General features: G+C 47.6%; 14 protein-coding genes. 12 read left to right on the forward strand and 2 right to left on the reverse strand.

Annotation, left to right across the window (positions count from 1 at the left end; genetic code table 11):
- Positions 1–306: 306 nt before the first annotated feature.
- The 5 genes from NYE45_RS08915 (at position 307) to NYE45_RS08935 (ending at position 11,045) form a co-directional block, all read left to right on the forward strand.
- Positions 307–2,202, forward strand: a complete 1,896-nt coding sequence (locus NYE45_RS08915) for a PrkA family serine protein kinase (RefSeq protein WP_062833494.1) — start codon at positions 307–309, stop codon at positions 2,200–2,202.
- A gap of 243 nt (positions 2,203–2,445) precedes the next feature.
- Positions 2,446–3,453, forward strand: coding sequence for a globin-coupled sensor protein (locus NYE45_RS08920; RefSeq protein WP_340016416.1), 1,008 nt, complete (start codon positions 2,446–2,448; stop codon positions 3,451–3,453).
- 129 nt (positions 3,454–3,582) lie between these two features.
- Complete coding sequence (locus NYE45_RS08925) at positions 3,583–4,590, forward strand: LacI family DNA-binding transcriptional regulator (RefSeq protein ID WP_340016417.1); 1,008 nt, start codon at positions 3,583–3,585, stop codon at positions 4,588–4,590.
- 413 nt (positions 4,591–5,003) lie between these two features.
- Complete coding sequence (locus NYE45_RS08930) at positions 5,004–8,297, forward strand: endo-1,4-beta-xylanase (RefSeq protein WP_340016418.1); 3,294 nt, start codon at positions 5,004–5,006, stop codon at positions 8,295–8,297.
- 267 nt (positions 8,298–8,564) lie between these two features.
- A complete protein-coding gene (locus NYE45_RS08935; RefSeq protein WP_340016419.1) occupies positions 8,565–11,045 on the forward strand; it encodes an EAL domain-containing protein in 2,481 nt (826 codons plus the stop codon).
- A gap of 90 nt (positions 11,046–11,135) precedes the next feature.
- Here NYE45_RS08935 and NYE45_RS08940 read toward each other — a convergent pair whose 3' ends face one another.
- Positions 11,136–12,572: a SpoVR family protein gene (locus NYE45_RS08940; RefSeq protein WP_340016420.1), complete on the reverse strand. Its 1,437-nt coding sequence runs from the start codon at positions 12,570–12,572 to the stop codon at positions 11,136–11,138.
- Positions 12,569–13,738, reverse strand: coding sequence for a sporulation protein YhbH (gene yhbH, locus NYE45_RS08945; RefSeq protein ID WP_062833500.1), 1,170 nt, complete (start codon positions 13,736–13,738; stop codon positions 12,569–12,571). The genes NYE45_RS08940 and yhbH overlap by 4 nt, the downstream gene beginning before the upstream one ends.
- A gap of 312 nt (positions 13,739–14,050) precedes the next feature.
- On the opposite strand from yhbH, the gene NYE45_RS08950 reads away from it, so the two are divergent.
- The 7 genes from NYE45_RS08950 (at position 14,051) to NYE45_RS08980 (ending at position 21,042) form a co-directional block, all read left to right on the forward strand.
- On the forward strand, positions 14,051–15,388 hold the full coding sequence (locus NYE45_RS08950) for an MFS transporter (protein WP_340016421.1): 1,338 nt from the start codon (positions 14,051–14,053) through the stop codon (positions 15,386–15,388).
- 422 nt (positions 15,389–15,810) lie between these two features.
- Positions 15,811–17,079: a sulfotransferase gene (locus NYE45_RS08955; protein WP_340016422.1), complete on the forward strand. Its 1,269-nt coding sequence runs from the start codon at positions 15,811–15,813 to the stop codon at positions 17,077–17,079.
- Positions 17,076–19,007 (forward strand): asparagine synthase-related protein, encoded by a 1,932-nt coding sequence (locus NYE45_RS08960; RefSeq protein ID WP_340016423.1) that lies wholly within the window; start codon positions 17,076–17,078, stop codon positions 19,005–19,007. The genes NYE45_RS08955 and NYE45_RS08960 overlap by 4 nt, the downstream gene beginning before the upstream one ends.
- A gap of 35 nt (positions 19,008–19,042) precedes the next feature.
- Positions 19,043–19,174 carry a paeninodin family lasso peptide gene (locus NYE45_RS08965; protein WP_105408482.1) on the forward strand — a complete coding sequence of 44 codons (132 nt, stop codon included), beginning with the start codon at positions 19,043–19,045 and terminating at the stop codon, positions 19,172–19,174.
- Positions 19,175–19,311: 137 nt separating this feature from the next.
- On the forward strand, positions 19,312–20,259 hold the full coding sequence (locus NYE45_RS08970; RefSeq protein ID WP_339169349.1) for an aldolase: 948 nt from the start codon (positions 19,312–19,314) through the stop codon (positions 20,257–20,259).
- Complete coding sequence (locus NYE45_RS08975) at positions 20,256–20,555, forward strand: lasso peptide biosynthesis PqqD family chaperone (protein WP_339169350.1); 300 nt, start codon at positions 20,256–20,258, stop codon at positions 20,553–20,555. Before NYE45_RS08970 ends, NYE45_RS08975 begins: the two co-directional genes overlap by 4 nt.
- A gap of 4 nt (positions 20,556–20,559) precedes the next feature.
- The gene (locus NYE45_RS08980; protein ID WP_062833506.1) at positions 20,560–21,042 is read left to right on the forward strand and encodes a lasso peptide biosynthesis B2 protein; all 483 of its coding nucleotides are present in this window, start codon (positions 20,560–20,562) and stop codon (positions 21,040–21,042) included.
- Positions 21,043–21,066 lie beyond the last annotated feature (24 nt).

A 21,066-nucleotide genomic window follows, 5' to 3' on the forward strand; every position in this document is an offset into this window, starting at 1 on the left:
CTGAATTTAGAACCCTCATTATATCATATTCGTTCTTTTTTTTCTGAGGGCACAAGATGTCTGATAGAACAGGGAAAAGCCAAAATTCGAAGTGGTTGATTGAAAAAAAGAGGTCAACTTATCCGAATTGCCGCATAGGTATGTAATACACTTTTCACAACAAAACAAGATGTTTGGACAGAGGGTGGCGGGACTACACAGGACCGCGAGATTGGTATTCAAGCAGGAGCCGCAATTCTATTGATTTCTTCATACCATTCGGAATGGTTGACAATCACACTAAAGGAGCCATGGGAGGTACCAAGCATGAATATTTTTGAACGCGTTGCGGAACATCGGGCAGAGAGTGACCGTTTGACATGGAACGGAACATTTGAAGATTATATTGCGCTGCTGAGAGAGGACCCGACTCCGGCAATGACGGCTCACGCCAGAGTGTATGAGATGATTGAATCGTTTGGCGTGGAAGAAGTAGGTGGGCATAAGCGGTACAAGTTTTTTGAACAAGAGATCTTCGGACTGGATCGATCGATTGAAAAGCTGGTCGAAGAATACTTTCACTCGGCAGCACGCCGTCTGGATGTACGTAAACGGATCTTGCTCCTGATGGGTCCCGTAAGCGGAGGTAAATCGACGTTGGTGACGCTGCTCAAGCGGGGGCTTGAACAGTTCTCGCGGACAGAGAAAGGTGCCATATACGCCATTGATGGATGCCCAATGCATGAGGAACCGCTGCATCTGATTCCACTGGAGCTTCGTCCTGAAGTGGAAAAGGAAATTGGAGTCCGCATTGAGGGTAACCTTTGCCCATCCTGCCAGATGAGATTGCGTACCGAATATGGTGGTGATATCAGCAAGGTGCCGGTGGAACGAGTCCTTGTTTCCGAAGATAATCGGGTGGGGATAGGAACGTTCAGTCCATCTGATCCGAAATCGCAGGACATTGCCGATCTGACCGGTAGTATCGACTTTTCTACCATTACGGAGTTTGGTTCCGAATCCGATCCACGTGCCTATCGTTTTGATGGGGAGTTGAACAAGGCTAACCGTGGGCTGATGGAGTTCCAGGAGATGTTGAAATGTGATGAGAAATTCCTGTGGAATCTCTTGTCGCTCACGCAAGAAGGTAATTTCAAAGCAGGACGCTTCGCCCTAATCAGTGCGGATGAAATGATTGTGGCGCATACGAATGAATCGGAGTATAAGTCCTTTATCTCCAACAAGAAGAATGAGGCGCTGCAATCCCGGATGATTGTCATGCCGATTCCGTACAATCTGAAGGTGTCCGAGGAAGAGAAAATCTATGCCAAGCTGATTCAGCAAAGTGACATGAAGCATGTTCATATTGCACCGCATGCACTGCGGACTGCAGCCATTTTTTCGATACTTACCCGCTTGAAGGAAACAAAGAAACAGGGCATGGATCTCGTGAAAAAAATGCGGATGTATGATGGTGAAGAAGTGGAAGGATACAAAGAAGCCGATCTGCGCGAGATGCAAAATGAGTATCTGGATGAAGGGATGTCTGGCATTGACCCACGGTATGTCATCAACCGGATATCCAGTGCTTTGATCAAGCAAAATCTTCAGTGCATTAACGCGCTGGACATTCTGCGGGCCATCAAGGACGGTCTGGACCAGCATGCTTCAATTACGAAGGAAGAGCGGGAGCGTTATCTGAACTTTATCGCTCTTGCACGCAAGGAGTATGATGAACTGGCCAAGAAGGAAGTACAGAAAGCATTTGTGTACTCGTTCGAGGAGTCAGCCAGAACGTTATTCGAGAATTATCTCGATAACATCGAAGCATTCTGCAACTGGTCCAAGATTCGTGATCCGCTCACGGATGAAGAGATGGACCCGGATGAGCGTTTGATGCGTTCCATTGAAGAGCAGATCGGGATCTCCGAGAATGCGAAGAAAGCGTTCAGGGAAGAGATTTTGATTCGAATCTCGGCATACTCCCGCAAGGAGCGCAAGTTTGAATACAGCAGCCATGATCGTCTGCGTGAAGCGATTGAGAAGAAGTTGTTTACCGATCTGAAAGACATAGTCAAGATCACAACCTCAACCAAAACACCGGATGCCACACAATTGAAACGAATGAATGAAGTGATCAAACGGTTAATTGAGGAACATGGATATACCGCAGCCAGTGCGAACGAACTGCTACGTTATGTGGGCAGTCTGCTTAATCGCTAATCGGCAACGAACCATTCCGGATCAGGCTCCTGATGCCTGCTGTGAGGCTCCTTCACAGCAGGGTCGGGGCCTTTTTAGTTCGATGAGGGTCTTATACATCTAAAAAGCTGACAAATAAGGTTAATTTTAAAGAGAATTAGTTCTAATGGTATATGTATATTTAGGTATTTTAGTCTATAATCAATACATATATTTACAATTTAAAGTAATATAGTGTTTATTAAGGAGCTGACTGAACCAGATATGAGCAGTATTTCCGCAACAAGACAGAAGCAACTTGATTACATGGGATTAACCACAGGGGATTTAGCCCTGCTTGCCGATCATCGGCCTGTTTTTAAAAAAGTCGTTAATGAAGTGGTAGATCATTTCTACAATCATGTGGGAAATTATCCTGAATTGGTAGATCTGATCGCCCGATTCTCTACGATTGATCGCCTCAAAGAAACACAGAAGATGTACTGGTTATCAATGACGGACGGGGTCGTTGACGACGCATATATTGAGCAGCGAATTGCGATTGGACTTGTGCATTCCCGTATTGGTTTGTCCGAGGATTATTATCTGGGCACTTATATGGTCTACCTAGATATCGCAACAAGCATATTCCAACAGGTTATCCCTGATTCCTGGCATCTGGTCATCCAGGCGCTTAGCAAAATGTTCAATCTGGATTCACAGCTTGTCCTTGAGGCCTATGAGAAGAAAGAAAAAGAAAAGTTATCACAGCTTGCCGATGATCAACAACATACATTGCAGGCGATCACACAGATTACGCAAGAGCTTACGGGCATGATTAGTGAATTAAATGAAAATGCTTCGGCGATCTCGAGTGTAGCGAAAGAAACAGCTGCTTCTCAGGATCAGGCTCAAGTTCTGCTCACTGAATTGACGGGGGAGATCCATCAGATTGGAAAAATGGGTGAACTCATTCGGGAGATATCGGATCAGAGTCATCTTGTCGGTCTGAATGCAGCGATTGAAGCTGCTCATGCAGGAGAGTTTGGACGAGGCTTCGAAGTAGTCGCCAGTGAGGTGCGCAAGCTTGCAGCAAGTTCCCGGGATGCCCAGGGTAAAATTCAGTCTAATCTGGAGCAGATCATGAAGAAACTGAGCAGTGTGCAGCAGGAGTCGGATCATACGTCCCGCGGTGCACGGAGCCAAGCTTCACGCTCGGCTGAACTTGCTGTATTTGCGACAACAATGGAGAAACTGTCTCTGGATTTGAAGAAACTGGAACAGCAGGAATAGACGTTAAAACCATTAGGAAGCTTCCATACCGTTTCAGGCTGTTTTAAGCTATAATGGGTAGACAAACCTGCCGATGTTATAGAAAATGCAGCCGGAGACAGGGGATTTGAAAGAGGTTGAGGTGATCAGATGGCTTCTATCCATGATGTGGCCAAGGAAGCGGGAGTATCTGTTGCAACCGTTTCCAAAGTGATAAACGATTATCCCGATGTAAGTGAAAAAACACGCAAAAAAGTCAATATAGCCATCGAATTATTGAAATATCAACCCAATGTGGTCGCACGTGGACTTGTAAAACGCCGTTCATGGACGGTGGGCGTACTGTTAACGGTTCCGTTTACGAACCCGTTTGTGTCAGAGTTGCTGGAAGGGATCAAGACTGCGCTGGAGAACAGTGGATATGATCTTGTCCGGTTGTCTACTCGATTCGATGACCCGACATACTCGTTCATCAAACATTGCCGCAGCCGTAATGTGGACGGTGTTGTAGTATTCGGGGAAGGTAGAGAAAACGCGAGTATTCAGGAACTGGTGGATGCAGAGATTCCGACGATGTTTGTTGATACAGACATGTTAGGCAAGCGTGCCGGGTACATTACAACGGATAACGCGAACGGGATCTCGATGAGTGTCAAACATCTGCATGAGCTTGGGCATCACAAGATTGCCTATATCTCAGGCACGCTTGGACCTGCCGTAGCCAATCTGCGATTGGAAGGATATCGGGAAGGGCTGAAAGAATGTGGCATTCCGTATTCTACGGTATACCTGGAGATCTGCGATTATTCATTCGATGGGGGAAGCAAGGCTGCCCGGCGGTTGCTGGCACTTCAGGATCAGCCAACGGGGATTGTCTGTGCTTCGGATATGTCTGCCTTTGGTGCGATTCATGAAATTGAAAAGCATGGACTGCGTGTACCGGAGGATATCTCGGTTGTTGGATTCGACAATACGTATTATGCTGAGGTGTTCAAACCAGGGCTGACCACGGTGAATCAGAACATCTATTCCATTGGCATTAAGTCCATTGAATATCTGATTGCCATGATCGAGAATCCGGCGTATTCTCCTCCAGTTGTTACGGAACCCTCCAATCTGGTTATCCGTCAGACGACAGCACCAGTCAATGAATCATAATTTGGAACAAACAAGAGCACAGCCATAGGCTGTGCTTTTTTATCGTAACGTCTTGTTATGATGATAGATAGTTCACTGATTTTCACCGCTGGATAGAGGCTTACCAGCAATCTAAAGGGATTGTTATTTTCACTTATTATGTGTATTGACAATAAAAGGTATAATAACATAAATTTATTTGTAACCGCTTACTTAATATCAAAAAAGTAAGTATGAGTGGCAAAAGTCATACTCACTCGTAAAGGTTGGTGACCATGCATCAGGTGTCCCTGATGCCATCCGTGCAACAATGAAGATTGTTGCCAGCGTAATGATCAACAGAGTATATCCAAGTATGCAGTACATTGTTGTGAAGGGCCCAACGCTTGGCAGAGTCACAGGACGTTGACATGAACCTACGAGGAGGAGATGGAATGCGCGGAAAATGGTTAAGGTTATGCATGGCAGCTGTTATGGTTCTCAGTTTGTTACCCGGCATTGGAACAGAAGGATCACGTGTGAAGGCTGCAGCAGCGGGGGATGCGTTACTGGCTCACTCGTATGAGGATGGTACCACTCAAGGGTGGACGGCGAGAGGCGGAGTAACCGTCGCGGCTACCGGGGATCAGGCATATGAAGGGGCGTATTCACTTCAGACCACGGGACGAACAGCGGCATGGCATGGCCCTGCACGATCTCTGACAGGTGTAGTAGAGAAGGGTGCAGTAGTTGAGATCTCCGGATATGTGAAGCTGGTCGCAGGCTCCGTACCTGCCAATCTGAAATTTACGGTGGAACGTCGGGATGGCAACGAACCTGCGCAGTACGATCAAGTGAATGCAGCTCAGCAAGTGACGGATCAGGAGTGGGTCAAACTGCAGGGTCAGTACAGTTTCCAGCAAGGAACCGACCTCTTGTTGTATCTGGAGAGTGCCGATCCGACCAGTGCATACCTGCTGGATGCGTTCAACGTTCGTCTGGTGACACCTGCACCGGAGAATCCGGGTGAGCCTGGCGAACCTGGCGCACAGCTGTTTGCGGCTGATTTTGAAGACGGAAACCTTGGTAATTGGCGTTCACGGGGCAGTGAGCATTTGGAGGTAGTAACCGGCATTGGTCATAACAGCACACACAGCCTGAAAACCTCATCCCGGACAGAGACGTTCCACGGACCACTGATTGAGGTGCTGGATCATCTGCAAAAGGGAAGTACCGTTCATGTGTCGTTCTGGGCGATGTACGATGAAGGACCGGACAGTCAAGTCATTAACGGTTCATTGGAGAAAGAGTACAATAACGACGCTTCAAGTCGAGAATATGCTACGTTTGCCTCTGCAACTCTGAACAAAGGACAGTGGAAAAAAATCGAGGCGGATGTGGTGATCCCCGGAGAAAATAGCGGCATCACCGGATTCCGCATGTATGCAGAGACACCTTGGAAGACGTCAGCGGAAGTGACGCCGGCGGATACGATTACTTTTTACGTGGATGATGTACTAATCACGGAAGCCGAAAAAATTGAAATAGAGCCGAACATTCCGAATCTAGTGGATGTTGTGGGACAACACTATGCAATGGGAGCGGCAATCGACCAGTCTGCACTGGATGCCGAAGATCCGCATTCCCAGCTGTTGACGAAACATTTTAATAGTATTACAGCTGGGAACTTCATGAAAATGGATGCGATGCAGCCTCAGGAAGGACAGTTTGTCTGGTCAGAGGCGGATCGTCTGGTGAACTTCGCCGAAGCAAATGACATGGAGGTAAGAGGTCATACGCTGTTATGGCATAGTCAGGTGCCGGACTGGTTCTTTACCGATCCAAATGATGCATCGAAACCTGCCACGCGGGAACAGTTGCTTGCACGGATGAAAACCCATATTCAAACCATCGTGACCCGGTACAAAGGAAAGGTTCATACATGGGATGTCGTCAATGAAGTCATCTCAGACGGAGGCGGCTTGCGGAATGAGGCAAGTAATTCCAAGTGGAGAGATATTATAGGAGATGTTGACGGGGACGGGGATGACAGTGATTATATTGAGCTGGCTTTCCGTTATGCGCGGGAGGCCGATCCCGATGCTGTGCTGGTTATTAATGACTATGGAATGGAGGGCAATGGAAACAAGGTGAATGATATGGTGAAGCTTGTAGAGAAGCTGCTTGCCAAAGGAACACCGATTGATGCGGTTGGATTCCAGATGCATGTATCCATGTACGGACCGGATGTAAAGCTCATTCGTGAGGCTTTTGAGAAAGTGATCGCTCTTGGTGTAAATGTACAGGTTACAGAGCTGGACGTTTCGATCTATTCGAGTAATTCTGAACTGGAGATGCCTGTCACAGATGAATTAATGCTGCAACAAGCTTACCGTTATCGTGAACTGTTCGACCTGTTCGACGAGCTGGGAAAACGCGGCGTAATGGACAGTGTTACAGTATGGGGACTTGCGGATGATGGTACATGGCTTGATAATCATCCGGTGAAAGGGCGTAAAGATGCACCATTGTTATTTGATCGTAAATTAAAAGCAAAACCGGCATTTTGGGCACTGGTGGACCCTACCACCCTTCCGATCTATCGTAATGAATGGACAGCATTGAAGGCCAGCCCTTCTTTCCCGAATCACAAAGGACAGGAAGATATTCTTTGGGGTGCTGTAAAAGGACTTGAAATTAATCATCTGGCAGATGGTACATCTGCGGTTACGGGTGAGGCTCGTATGATGTGGGATGCCAAAAAGGTGAATTTACGAGTGGAAGTGAAGGATACTACACGGCGCAAAGGTGATCAGGTGCAGGTTTTCCTCGCGGAAGAAACGCAGGACACGGTTGCTGCATCTTCTGGAGATAGTTTATCTGCCAAGAAGAAAAATCCGCCGTCTGCAAATGGTCAATATACATTTAAACGGGATGGCGGTAAAGGCAAAGATAAAAATACTTACAACGTACAGGAGACAAAAAACGGTTATGTTGTATACGCATCACTGCCTATGTCAGCTGCTTCACTTACCGAAGGCCAGGTCTTGTCTCTGGATTTTCGGATTACGGATGAATATGCTGCCGGAAAGACAGCGAACATCGTTTGGAATGATATTTCCAATCAGCAACCCGACAAACCAGCCAACCGAGGCAAACTGAAGCTCGGTTCTGTCTTGAAACAAACCAAGGTCACTTATGGCAAACCTGTCATTGATGCGAAAAAGGATAACGTTTGGAAAAAGGCTGCATCAGTTAAAACCGATGTCTGGGTGGTCGGAAACTCCGGTGCAACGGCGACTGCACAGCTGTTATGGGATGAGGAATACCTGTACGTATTGGCAGATGTGAAAGATCCTTTGCGAAGCAAATTAAGTTCTAATGCACATGAGCAGGATTCAATCGAGATTTTTATCGACCCGAGCAAAGATCAGACAACATTCTATCAGGAGGATGACGCCCAGTACCGGGTCAATTTTGATAATGAGGCTTCTTTTGGAGGAAATGCACGGAAAGAAAGCTTCAAATCAGCCACCCGATTAACAAGTGGGGGCTATATAGTTGAGGCGGCGATCCCACTGGAGAGTGTTCTTGCTGAAGGGAAAAGATGGATTGGATTCGATCTTCAGGTTAATGATGATGGCGCCGGGGATGGTAAGCGAAGCAGTGTCTCCATCTGGAGTGATGCATCAGGTAATTCTTATCGAGATACTTCCGGTTTTGGCAGTCTGTTACTGACTCGCAAATAGAATATTCAGATATGGATTTGAATACGAAAATGTCAGGTATTTAACATCCGTATTTCTGGAAAAAAGTGTTGATTTTCAAGGCTAGGACGTTTAGACTATATACATTAATATTAAACGGGTTCCGATGTATGACACCGGCTTGAACTAAGTCTGTGTTCACAAGTCAAATGATGCGGAGGGAGTGCCTGTCATCCAGACAGCGCACTCGCTTCTTTTTTACATTTTTGCATACATATGAGGCATTTCCCGGTTGAAAGGAAAGAGTGAGTGGAGCACCTACATGGTACGTACAACTTAGAACTTGTTATTTTATCCTATATTATTGCATCGCTAGCTTCGTACGCAGCGCTTGACCTTGCGGGTCGTGTAAGCCGGACTAGTGGGATGGCGCGGAATGTATGGCTTACCTGCGGCGCAGTCTCCATGGGTTTGGGAATCTGGTCCATGCATTTCGTAGGTATGCTGGCTTTTGTTCTGCCTACGCAAGTCTCCTATTCCACCGGTAAGGTTGTTCTATCTGTTCTGCTCGCTATTATCGCATCAGGTGTGGCCTTGAACATTGCGGGTAGACAATCCGGCAAGATAAGCAAGCTCATGATTGCTGGAGTACTTATGACAGCAGGGATCAGCTCGATGCATTATGTGGGCATGGCAGCGATGTCGACTCCTGTGACGTATGAGGCGGGCAGAGTGGTATTGTCCATTCTGATTGCAGCCATTGCTTCATTCGCGGCATTGTGGCTCATGTTTTTCTTCCGTTATCGTCAATCCAGACATACCTGGGTTTACAAGATGGGGAGCGGTCTCATTATGGGTGTGGGGATATCGGGAATGCACTATACCGGAATGTCAGCTGCGCATTTCCATCATTCACATGGGTCGATGACTAGTTCAGGGATGCAAATTGAGCCAGGTATTCTCGCCTATTTGATTGCATCGGGCACGTTTATTGCACTGGGCTTGACGTTGTTTGGCATATTTATCAATCAGCGAATGACTCAGAAGGATCGACGGATTCATGAGAATGAGCAGTGGTATCAGGCCCTGTATCATAACCATTCGGATGCCATTATCTCCGTGGACAAGGAAGGCATTGTCAAAGGTATTAATGCTGCGGTAACAACGATCACCGGATACCCTGAAAAAGAGGTCATGGATCGTTCCATTGATGAGATCGCTCAGCGGATCGATATCGAGTGGATAAGTGAATTTGATTCCATTGACTGGGATGATAATCGGCTGGAGCAGGCGCACTATATGGCCAAGATGAGGGATGTACGGGGTGAACTTCTGGACCTGAGTATTATTGTGGTCCCTGTTATCATTGATGGTAAACATGTGGGAAGTCACATTCTGATCAAGGACATCACGGAAGAGAAGCAGGCTCAGGAGAGCATTCGTCACCAAGCTCTGCATGATCCGCTGACGGGGCTGCCCAATCGGCGCAAGTTGGATGAAGTACTGGCTCATACAATTCAAGATTCAGAAGAAAAAGGAAATTCTTTTGCCGTTATGGTCATGGATATAGACCGTTTCAAGATGATTAATGACTCTCTGGGACATTCCATTGGGGATGTATTTCTAAGAGAAGTTAGCAACCGGATCATGGCAGCTATAAAAGCTTCTGATCCCTTAGCTATGGAGAATGTTATGCTGGCCCGCATGGGTGGTGACGAGTTCACATTAGTTGTAACCCATGATCAGGCGACAGAGGTACGAGTGGCAGAACTTGCAAAGCAGATTGTGGAAGCCATTCAGTTACCTTACCGTTTGAAAGAGAATGACTTTTACGTGACAGCCAGTATCGGAATTGCGATGTATCCCGATCATGGCGCGGGCGTGGATGCTTTGCTGAAACATGCGGACTCCGCCATGTATGAAGTGAAGAAGAACGGCAAGAATGGTTTTCAGTTCTACACCGCTCAACTGGATTCGGAACTCTATGAACGTATTGAACTGGAAGGTTACCTGCGTAAAGCATTGGAGCGCGATGAGATGGTCTTGTACTATCAACCGCAGATTCGTACCGAGGATAGCCGCATGATTGGTGTGGAGGCTCTTATTCGTTGGAACCATCCACTCAAAGGTCTACTTGCACCCAATGTGTTCATCCCGCTTGCAGAAGAGACGGGCATGATCTATGAAATTGGCAACTGGACACTGCGGGAAGCATGCAGGCAGATGAAGCTCTGGCATGCCAGTGGTGGACCGCTCATTCCGGTATCGGTTAACTTGTCCAGCCAGCAGTTCCATCAATTCAATTTGGTAGAACAGGTCAAAAATGCACTCCATGAGACAGGCCTGGATGCTCGATATCTGGAGCTGGAGATTACAGAGAGCATGATGATGGATGCAACGGTATCCACGGCAATCCTGAACGAACTAACGGCGCTAGGTGTCAAGATCAGCTTGGATGATTTCGGTACGGGATACAGTTCACTGAGTTATCTGAAGCATTTCCCGATTCACAAGCTCAAGATTGATCGTTCATTCGTGACGGACATTACAGAGAGTCACAGCGATCAGGCGATTGTGGCGACCATTATATCAATGGCACAGAATCTCAAGATGGAAGTCATTGCCGAAGGCATTGAGACGAAAGGTCAGTTAGATATTCTGATGCAGAATGATTGCCGCGAGATTCAAGGATACTACTTCAGTCGTCCACTGCCGGCAAGTGAAGTGGAGCATGACTTTTTTGTACCGCTGCGGTTGCAGGGTAATAGTACACCACCGGTACAATCCTAATCCTATAAATGCCAAGCGGCAAGTCCCCGTGTACGTCGGGAACTTGCCGCTTTTTTGGTGTTTTATCTTTTGATAATCTTATCTACAACCTCACAAAAACTTGCGATGGTGCTTCTTGCCATCATACGTAAACCAGATTGGTTTATCCTCAACTCGTGTCTCCACATGTACGGTACGTCCCCAGAGACGATACAGATAAGGCAGGGTGCGTTCCATATATTTCAGATCTAGCTCAATGCCCTCATATTGATGTTTGAGCACGAGTTCCCCAGTCCGCAGATAGTCAGCATCTTGCACGACCAGATAAGGGGAACCCCCGTTGACACGTGAAAATACGAGCTGATCCCGTATGTTTTCCCAGGCCTTGTCGGTAATTTTCCAGTCCGGGCCTTTTTTCTCAAATACGTAAAGATCAAGGTCTTCGGTTAATTGCTTGGTCATGTAATTGCGGATAAAGGAGGTATCGGAATCGAATTCACGCACCTCGAACATTTTGGCACGACCTTGGCCTGGTTTGCGGCCCCAACGTTCCTGTTCTTCACGGGTTGGATTATCCCAGCGGCGTTCAATATCCTCGAAAATCTTCAGTCCCAAATAATACGGGTTCAGACTTTGCTTGGATGGTTGCACCACGGAGGAGTTGAGTTTGGCAAATTCGATCGTATCCTCACTGTTCAGATCGAGCTCGCGTATAATGCGTTGATGCCAGTAGGATGCCCAGCCTTCGTTCATGATTTTGGTTTCCATCTGTGGCCAGAAATAAAGCATCTCTTCACGCATCATACTCATGATATCCCGCTGCCAGTCGGTCAGTACTTCCGAAAATTCCTGAATAAACCACATAACATCCTTCTCCGGTTCAGGAGGGAAATGATGGACCTGTATGCCTTCGGCTGGTGCTTCTTCGGCCTGCACGGCGTCAAGTGACCATAAATCATCATAGCGACCTTCCGGCCGTGGAGCTTTCTCACCGCGCTGCTCCCGCATTTTCATCTCCATGTAACGTTGTTTGTCCAAATGGCGGGGTTTAATCAGCTGTGGGTCCACATGTTCCTGAATCGCGATTACGGCATCGATAAATGCTTCAACCGCTTCCGTTCCGTACTCCATCTCATAATTGCTGATCCGATCGGCTGTAGCGGCCATGCTTTCGACCATATTACGATTGGATTTAGAGAAGCGGGCATTGTTTTTGAAAAAATCGCAGTGCGCCAGTACGTGGGCCACGATCAATTTGTTCTGAATCAGGGAATTGCCATCCAGCAGGAAGGCATAACAAGGGTTGGAGTTGATGACAAGCTCATAAATTTTGCTGAGTCCAAAATCGTATTGCATTTTCATCTTATGAAATGTTTTGCCGAAGCTCCAGTGGCTGAATCTGGTCGGCATGCCGTAGGCTCCAAATGTATAAATAATATCCGATGGGCAGATTTCGTACCGCATGGGGTAATAATCCAGGCCAAATCCATCGGCAATCTCCATAATCTCGGCAATGGCGTATTCTAGGTCGCGGATCTCATCTGTCATCTAACGCTGCCTCCTTCCCTTTTCTGGAAAAAGCTGCGCAAAGCTTTGTACACTTCGCCTTTTTCTTTGATCACATAATACATGAACTGATCCATCTTGATATGACGATAAGCCGACATCAGTGTGCTGCTGCGATTGTACTGATTCACCTCGCCGTACCCAAACATGTTGCTACGCTTCATTAACTCACCGATCAGCTTCACACACCGCTCGTTATCCGAGGTCAGATTATCCCCGTCAGAGAAGTGGAAAGGGTAGATGTTGTAGCTTGAAGGTGGATACCGGCTGTCAATAATATCCAGTGCCTTCATATATACAGAGGAGCAGATGGTGCCTCCGCTCTCGCCACGGGTAAAGAACTCTTCTTCGGTCACTTCCTTGGCTTCCGTATGATGGGCGAGGAAAACAATCTCGACCTTCTCATACTGGCGGCGTAGAAAACGGGTCATCCAGAAGAAGAAGCTGCGCGCGCAGTATTTCTCAAATGAACCCATGGACCCGGATGTATCCATCATGGCGATAATAACGGCATTGGATTGTGGAATGATCTTGTCTTCCCAAGTCTTGTAGCGCAGGTCATCCGGACTGATGTGATGGATGCCTGGTGTGCCGGTCGTTGCATTGCGGCGCAGATTCTCCATTATGGTACGTTTCTTGTCAATATTGGACTGCATGCCTTTTTTGCGAATATCGTTGAATACCACCGTATGTGTCTCAATCAGGTCTTTGTCTTTCTGCTTCAGATCGGGTAATTCCAGCTCAGCGAAGAGCATATCTTCCAGTTCCTCAATACTAACTTCGGCTTCCACAATATCATGACCAGGCTGATCACCAGCTTTTTCGCCTTTGCCGGGCTTCTGTGAAGCAGCAGGATCACGACCGATGACGTCTCCGACCTGACTGTCACCGTCTCCTTGACCGACATGTTTTTGCTTCTGGTAGTTATACACAAAACGGTACTCATCCAGACTGCGGATCGGTACCTTGATGATTTGTTTTCCATCAGACATGATGATGTTTTCTTCCGTGATCAGATCAGGCAGATTCTGCTTGATGACATCTTTCACCTTTTGCTGATGGCGCTGCTGGTCCTGGTACCCTTTGCGGTGAAGCGACCAATCTTCCTTCGACACGACGAACGAGTAAGGCTGGTGTGAATTTGACATGTAGGCACCCCCCATTGATTACGCGGCACAGTTTGGCCTGTCGGTAATTAAGTATATTCACGGGCGAGGACGATATGTGATGAGAGTGGATATAAAATGATACAATTACGCAAGTTCACCTCTGAGGTAAGATGAGTCTTAAGAACAGAACCTGCTCCATTTTTTACATAAACAGTGAACAAGTGTGATATCCTTCCTATACAATAGGAGAAAGACATCGATATGGCATCTAAATAGAGGTTGTTTAAAAAGTCCATTTAGACTTTTTTAAACACGCACTAATATAGAGATGCATGTAAAGGAAGGATTCATGTGAATAAAAAGGCGATTAAGGCTTGGATTATGTATGATTGGGCCAACTCAGCTTATGCAACAACAGTACTGGCGGCAGTATTGCCCGTATTCTATGCTTCGGTGGCTGCAGCAACGCTGGATACGGATACCGCTGCCTCCTACCTGGCCTATACACATTCCATTGGCATGTTGTGCGTAGCTCTGCTAACACCGCTACTTGGTACGTTGGCTGATTTGTCAGGACGGAAGGGCGACTTCCTGCGTGTATTTGCAATTATAGGCGTTCTGGCCACGTTGGGATTCAGCGCAATTGGAGAAGGGGACTGGTTCCTTGCTTCAGCGTTACTGGTCATTTCGACCATTGGTTTTGCGGGTGGTAACACCTTTTACGATGCAATGCTGCCGGATTTGGTTCCCGTGGAACGAAGGGACATGATATCCTCCAAAGGTTATGCCTATGGATATATTGGAGGAGGCTTGCTGCTTGCCGTAAACATGCTGATGATACAGCAACCGGGCTGGTTTGGGATGAGCAGTACACTGGCAGGTACAAGGCTTGCGTTCATCTCTGTATCGTTGTGGTGGTTACTGTTCTCGATACCGATCTTTCGCCATGCTCCGAGACGGCCTGCATCACTGGACATGCCTGGATCATGGAAAGGTTATGCTGTGGTGGGCGTTCGCAGATTGCGGCAAACCTTCCGTCAGATGCGCCGTTTTCCCCAGTTAATCCGTATGCTGGTGGCTTTCTGGTTTTTTAATGACGGCATTAATACCATCATTCTGATGGCTACGATCTATGGGACAAGTATAGGTATAGGTACAACCGACTTGATGCTAGCACTACTGCTGACCCAGTTCATCGGATTTCCGTGCACCTTGTTATTGGGAGCATGGGCACAGCGCTGGGGAGCGAAGCAGGTATTAATCGTGAGTTTATCCGTGTACATATGTATTGTGATTCTTGGTTATTTCATGACACAAGCGAGCCACTTTTATATACTCGCTGGGTTGGTTGGTGTCGTGCAGGGTGTGAGTCAATCCACAGCTCGTTCCCTGTTTAGCAATCTGATGCCAGCTGGCAGAACGGGAGAGTATTTTGGTTTTGTGAATATTACAGGCAAATTCTCTTCGATCTTCGGTCCATTTGTATTTGGTTATGTGGGGCAGATCACTGGTTCCACGCGTTGGGGCATTCTGTCGCTCATCTTCTTTTTCGTCGCTGGAATTGCTGTATTGTTAACCGTGAAGGTACAAAAGGGGATGCAGGATGCTACGCTGACAGATCAGGAAGAAGAGCGAAAAGGGCGAATCGGAGCTGCTGGGAAAAGTTCAAATGTAAGGTTTACGGGCTAGTTTTTCATCGGTTTTCATACCAAGCTTCTTAATGGATCACTCTCATGGCTTCAGGCATTGTTCCTCATAGAACATGTCTGGAGCTTATTCGCGTTTGTGCATCCTGCTCAGAATTGCTCATGAATAAGTGCTTAAACGACAGACAGCAGAATACAGTGAAAGAGTAAGAATTTATGAAAAGGTGAAAATAAAAGATTGACATGATACATTTTGTATCATAGAGTAAAACTATGAATACATAATGTATCTGAGAGTTGTCGAAAGAATACATGTATTTTGCATCACTCTTAGGTGGAATTCCGACGGAATGCTGCAAAATGCTGACCTATAGCGTGCGTAGTAATCGTTTTGCCAAACACAAAAGTAGAGTCTGGTCTATCCCGGCTGCATGCTTATTTTAATGAACAGAGGAGAGGCTGCCATTGATCGACGCTCAAGGTAACGGACTTGTTTTCTTACTATGTGTTCCCCGCAGTGGTAGCTCGTTATCCACCGTCATGCTGCAAAATCACAGTCGTATATTTGCCACCCAGGAAATGTGGTTTCTGATGAGTCTTGTCGATCTGCCAAAGACCGATTCGCGTGCTTATGGTGGCAGCTCCATCATGCGTCAGTTCTACAATGCCATGGTATCTGAGGATGTCTTCGAAAAGGCGTGCAGAAGTTTTGCTCTTGAGATCTACAATGGATTCCTGGAAGGCAGTGGAGCAGACTTCATCGTTGATAAATCTCCGCGTTATTATTACATGCTTGAATGGCTGGATCGTCTGTTCCCGCAGTCCAAGCGCATTCATCTCCAGCGTAATCCTCTGGCCATCGCAGCATCATTCAAAAAGGTAAACCGTCATACAGGTGAAGGATTCGACCTGACTCATAGTCTGCAGAGTAACAAATTAAATATGAAAGCTGTAGATCTCACACTGGGTATGCTCCGTTTGAATGATTATTTTGCCAAACCACACGCCAATGCACATGAACTGCAATATGAACAATTGGTCGCCAGACCTCAGGAAGAACTCGAGAAACTATGTGCATTTCTGGGGATTCGATATGAACAGGGTATGGAACAGTATGGACAGTTTCTGGACAGTGCAAAATCTGACATGTTCTACAGTATGGGTGTGGGTGATCCATTCCTCTCTTCACATCAAGAGGCTCATCAGGGTTCTGTTAACAACTGGAAAAACATATTAGATCCGCAAGAAGTTGAACTGTATTGCCGTGTGATGGGTGCAGATCTGTTCCATCGGATGGGGTACAGTGAACAGCTGGCGGAAGCTGAACAATGGACGGGTGTTCGTTATGAGGCAAGTCCGGATCAAGAGGTTATTGACCGAATCACGCATCAGTTGACGGTAGCGACCGGTTGCCAGTGGCAGCAACAATACCGGATGCAGCCAGCTGATTCTGTTGTTCGTGATTCGCTCGCCAATCGGAATGATCCAGTTGGCGAAGAAAAGGAAAAGACAGATCCGACGTTGGCTGCGCTGGCAACGATCAGGCAATTGCAGGCCGCACTGCGTGCAGCAGATCATCGTCTGGAACGGGGATACAGTGAGCGCGAGCGCTTGAAAGTCCAGCTGGCCTCCGCTCAAAGCAAAATACAGCGTATCAAATCATGGGTACCATTTGGTCATCAGATCAGCGCCTGGGCTTCACAGCGCAAGATTTTACGGGGAGGGAAATCATGAGCGCCATAGCAGGAATTGTTCACAACGATGGTCAGCAGGCGCTATGGGAAGACAGCTGGCGTTTGTACGCAAGCCTGGGGCATGTTCCTGCAGATACGACAGGCGTATGGAAGGGACATGAGGCATTCCTCAGCTGTCATGCCCAGTGGATTACACCGGAATCGGTGAGCGAGAAGCTGCCTTTATATGATGAGGATAGCGGTCTGACCATCACAGCAGATGCCATCCTGGATAATCGGGAACAACTGGCTGATCAATTGCAGATATCCAGAGCGGAACTGGCTATGTTGGCGGATAGTGAACTGATCCTGCGTGCCTATCAACGCTGGGGAGACGATGTAGCTGTCCGATTGCTAGGGGATTTTGTATTTGCCATCTGGGATGATCGGAATCGCAAGCTGTATGCAGCAAGAGATATTACAGGCATGAGAGCTTTTTATTACCGGCATGATGGTTCACGTTTTGCTTTCTGCACACTCATGAATCCGTTGCTCGGGCTTGAAGGGGTACATAAAGAACTTGATGAGACCTGGTTGTCTGAGTTCCTTGCCATTCCTGACATGCATGATTCAGCAGATATCAACTCGACCGTATATCGGGGAATAAGTCAGTTGCCTTCTGCACATACACTTGTCTTCCGGGACGGGAGGCTGGAACTGAAGCAATATCATCGCTGGGATGAAGTGGAGCCTCTAAGGCTTAAATCCGACGGTGAGTATGTAGAAGCATTTCGAGAGGTCTTTGGGCAGGCGGTCGGATCACGACTACGAACCCATAGGCAGGTGGCTGCTGCATTAAGTGGCGGGTTGGACTCGGGAGCTGTGGTTGGTTTTGCCTCCGGAACACTGAGAAGTCAGGGCAAACGGCTGCATGCCTATAGTTACGTTCCCGTGCCGGATTTTACTGATTATACGTCGAAAACGTTGCTGGCGGACGAGAGGCCCTTCATTCGTTCCACCATTAATCACGTCGGCAATATAACCGAGAACTATCTTGATTTTGAAGGCAGAAGTCCACTTAGTGAAGTGGATACCTGGCTCGACATTATGGAAATGCCCTATAAATACTTTGAAAATTCGTTCTGGATACGCGGATTCTATGAAAAAGCGAGCCAGCAGGATGCAGGCATTCTGCTCACAGGAGCACGCGGTAATTTCACCATCTCTTGGGGGCCGGCTCTGGATTATTACGCCAGTCTACTGAAAAGTGGCCGCTGGTACCGCTGGTTCCGTGAGATGCAGCAGTATAGTGAACGGACCGGCATGCCCTTCTCTCGTATAGCTAAAATCACCGGGAAAAAGGCATATCCGGATTGGTTTAGGGCTCAATCCAAAGGAGCCAGTCAGGCTGCATCCGTGCAGTTGATCCATCCTGATTTTGCGCAAAGAACGGGTGTACTGGAACGACTCAAATCCATTATTGTTCTGCAGGGTGGTGCCCAGGCGGATGCACTCAAAGTGCGTGCCGAGAAATTCAATAATCTGGCCATTGCGAACAAAAACGGTGCTGTAGCCACGAAATGTTCTCTCCGTTATCGGGCTTGGGAGCGTGACCCGACAAGCGATGCCAGAGTCATTCGGTTCTGCTTGTCCGTACCGATTGAACAATATGTGAAACACGGGACAGATCGTTCCTTGATTCGCCGGGCTACTTCACCAGAGTTGCCTGACAAGGTCAGACTGAATCAGCGGGTACGGGGTGTACAGCCGGCGGATTGGTTACATCGTATCATTCCGAATTGGGATGCCTTTACGGCCGAGTTGCGTGCGTTGTGTTCTGACAGCAAGGTTGCTGGCATATTAAACACGGAGCGCATCAAGTCTGCTCTAGCCAATTTTCCGAGTCCGAGACCTGAACTTGCTTCTCATCCAGATCTGCGATTGATGATGCATAGTCTGATCGTCTATCGGTTCATTCGGAAATTTTGAATGAGGGCACATGAAAGGAGGTGAATACGATGCAAATGGAAAAAAAGGAATGGCAAGCACCAGCTCTTGAAGTGTTGGAAGTCAATCAAACGATGGCCGGTACTGGCTACAGACAAATTGACTGGGTAACAGTTCACGATGCGGATCTGTACGATCCAACTTCCTAAGTTATTAAGTTTTATGAAGTGTCATCATACTTAAAGGGCGGAATGCACTAAATCCAGCTTTTCGCCTCCGCCCTTATATTGAGCAACACGAATATAAGGGCTTTTTTTACATTTTATTACGAAGGAGGCGTCGTTCATTGTTGCCTGTGCATTATGTAGCGTATGGTTTGCGCTGGTCGAGCCAAATTCCAATGCCTGAATTACAGAGCGTACCCAAGGATGCAGAGATTCGTTCTGATGTCGTGGATGTACACATTGAGTCATCAGATCTGAATACATTATGGGAAAAGTGGGATCTCGGCAACGACAACTTTGTGGCACGGGAAGGCAGCCTTTTTTTCAAAATCGAAGATACAGGTCTGTTTCTAATGGAGCACGGAAAGCGCATCGTTGTATGCCCCCAGCCGGGAGCAGATGAGAAGAAGGTTAGATTATTCATTCTGGGCACATGTATGGCGGTCATTATGATGCAACGTGGCATTCTTCCGCTGCATGGTAGTGCAGTTGTTATTGATGGCTGGGCTTACGCATTTGTCGGACATTCGGGGGCAGGTAAATCGACGTTGTCGGCTGCACTCGCATCACGCGGGTATCCGCTTCTCACCGATGATGTTGTCGCACTGACCTGGGATGCCGGGGGAAGAGCCATCGTATCACCTGGTTATCCGCAGCAGAAATTGTGGCAGCCCAGTCTGGATGGCTTCGGCATGAAGGAACAGGATTATGCAACGGTTCATGCAGAGATTACGAAGTATGCGATACCTGTTCAGCACTATTTTCATGAGATGGCTGTGCCACTGGCAGGGGTATTTGAACTTGCTCCACAACCGGAAGAAGACCATACGTCCGTTCAACTGGTTGAAGTGACAGGGCTGGAACGACTGCATCTGTTATGTTCCCATACGTTCCGTGGTGGACTTGTTGCAAGGCAGGGGTTGGCGCAATGGCTGTTCGAGACCGTCTCAAGACTCTCGGCAAGTGTGGAAATTGGCAGATTGACCAGAACCGGTGCTGAGTTTACAGCATTTGAGATGGTGGATCGGATCACAGATCATATACGCAAAGGAGTGCATACAGGACAATGACAGCGACTACGCCGATGAATGTGGATGACCGGGTAACCCGGAAGGAAGGCAATCTGGTCAGTGATATGGGCAGTGAAAAAGTCATGATGAGCATTAGCTCTGGAAAGTACTATAATCTCGGGAGTACCGGCGGGAGAATCTGGGATCTGATCGCAGAGGAACGCACGTTGGGTGAACTGGTTGAGGTGCTGGCTGCGGAGTATGAGATTGAGCCAGATGTATGTCGTGAGCAGGTAGTGCAATTCCTGGAACATCTGTCCCGCGAAGGATTAATCGACGTTACTCGCGGAGTGTAGAACAATGCTGCGCAAAATAAAGGCCTATTTCTCCCTTCCGCGCGCGATGCGCCGACTGGTCTGGGAAGCTTATGTCCTCCTGGGTTGGGCGCGAATCCTGAAGGCTATGCCATTTGCCAAAATCGCACCAGGGCTAGGGACGCCCATGGTCGAAACACCGATGACCGGACTCGACCGCAGCGAGGTAATCGCGATACGGAATATTTCCAAAGCGATTGTGCTCGCCAGCAAATATACGTTATGGGAAAGCCGCTGCCTGGTGATGGCGATTGCCGGGATGAAGATGCTTGAGCGACGCAAGATAGAGAGTACGTTATATATGGGGACTGCACGGAATAAGCAAGGACATATGATGGCTCATGCCTGGCTGCGAAGTGGGAAATTGATCGTGACCGGAGCTGATACTATGGACCAATATACGGTTGTCGGTGTGTTTGGCAAACGGTGTCCGGAGAAGGGATCTGGGGAGATTGTCTATGATACATGAAAGTGAACTCTATTCATCAAGGTT

The organism is Paenibacillus sp. FSL K6-1318, from assembly GCF_037976905.1.
GTDB lineage: Bacteria > Bacillota > Bacilli > Paenibacillales > Paenibacillaceae > Paenibacillus > Paenibacillus amylolyticus_A.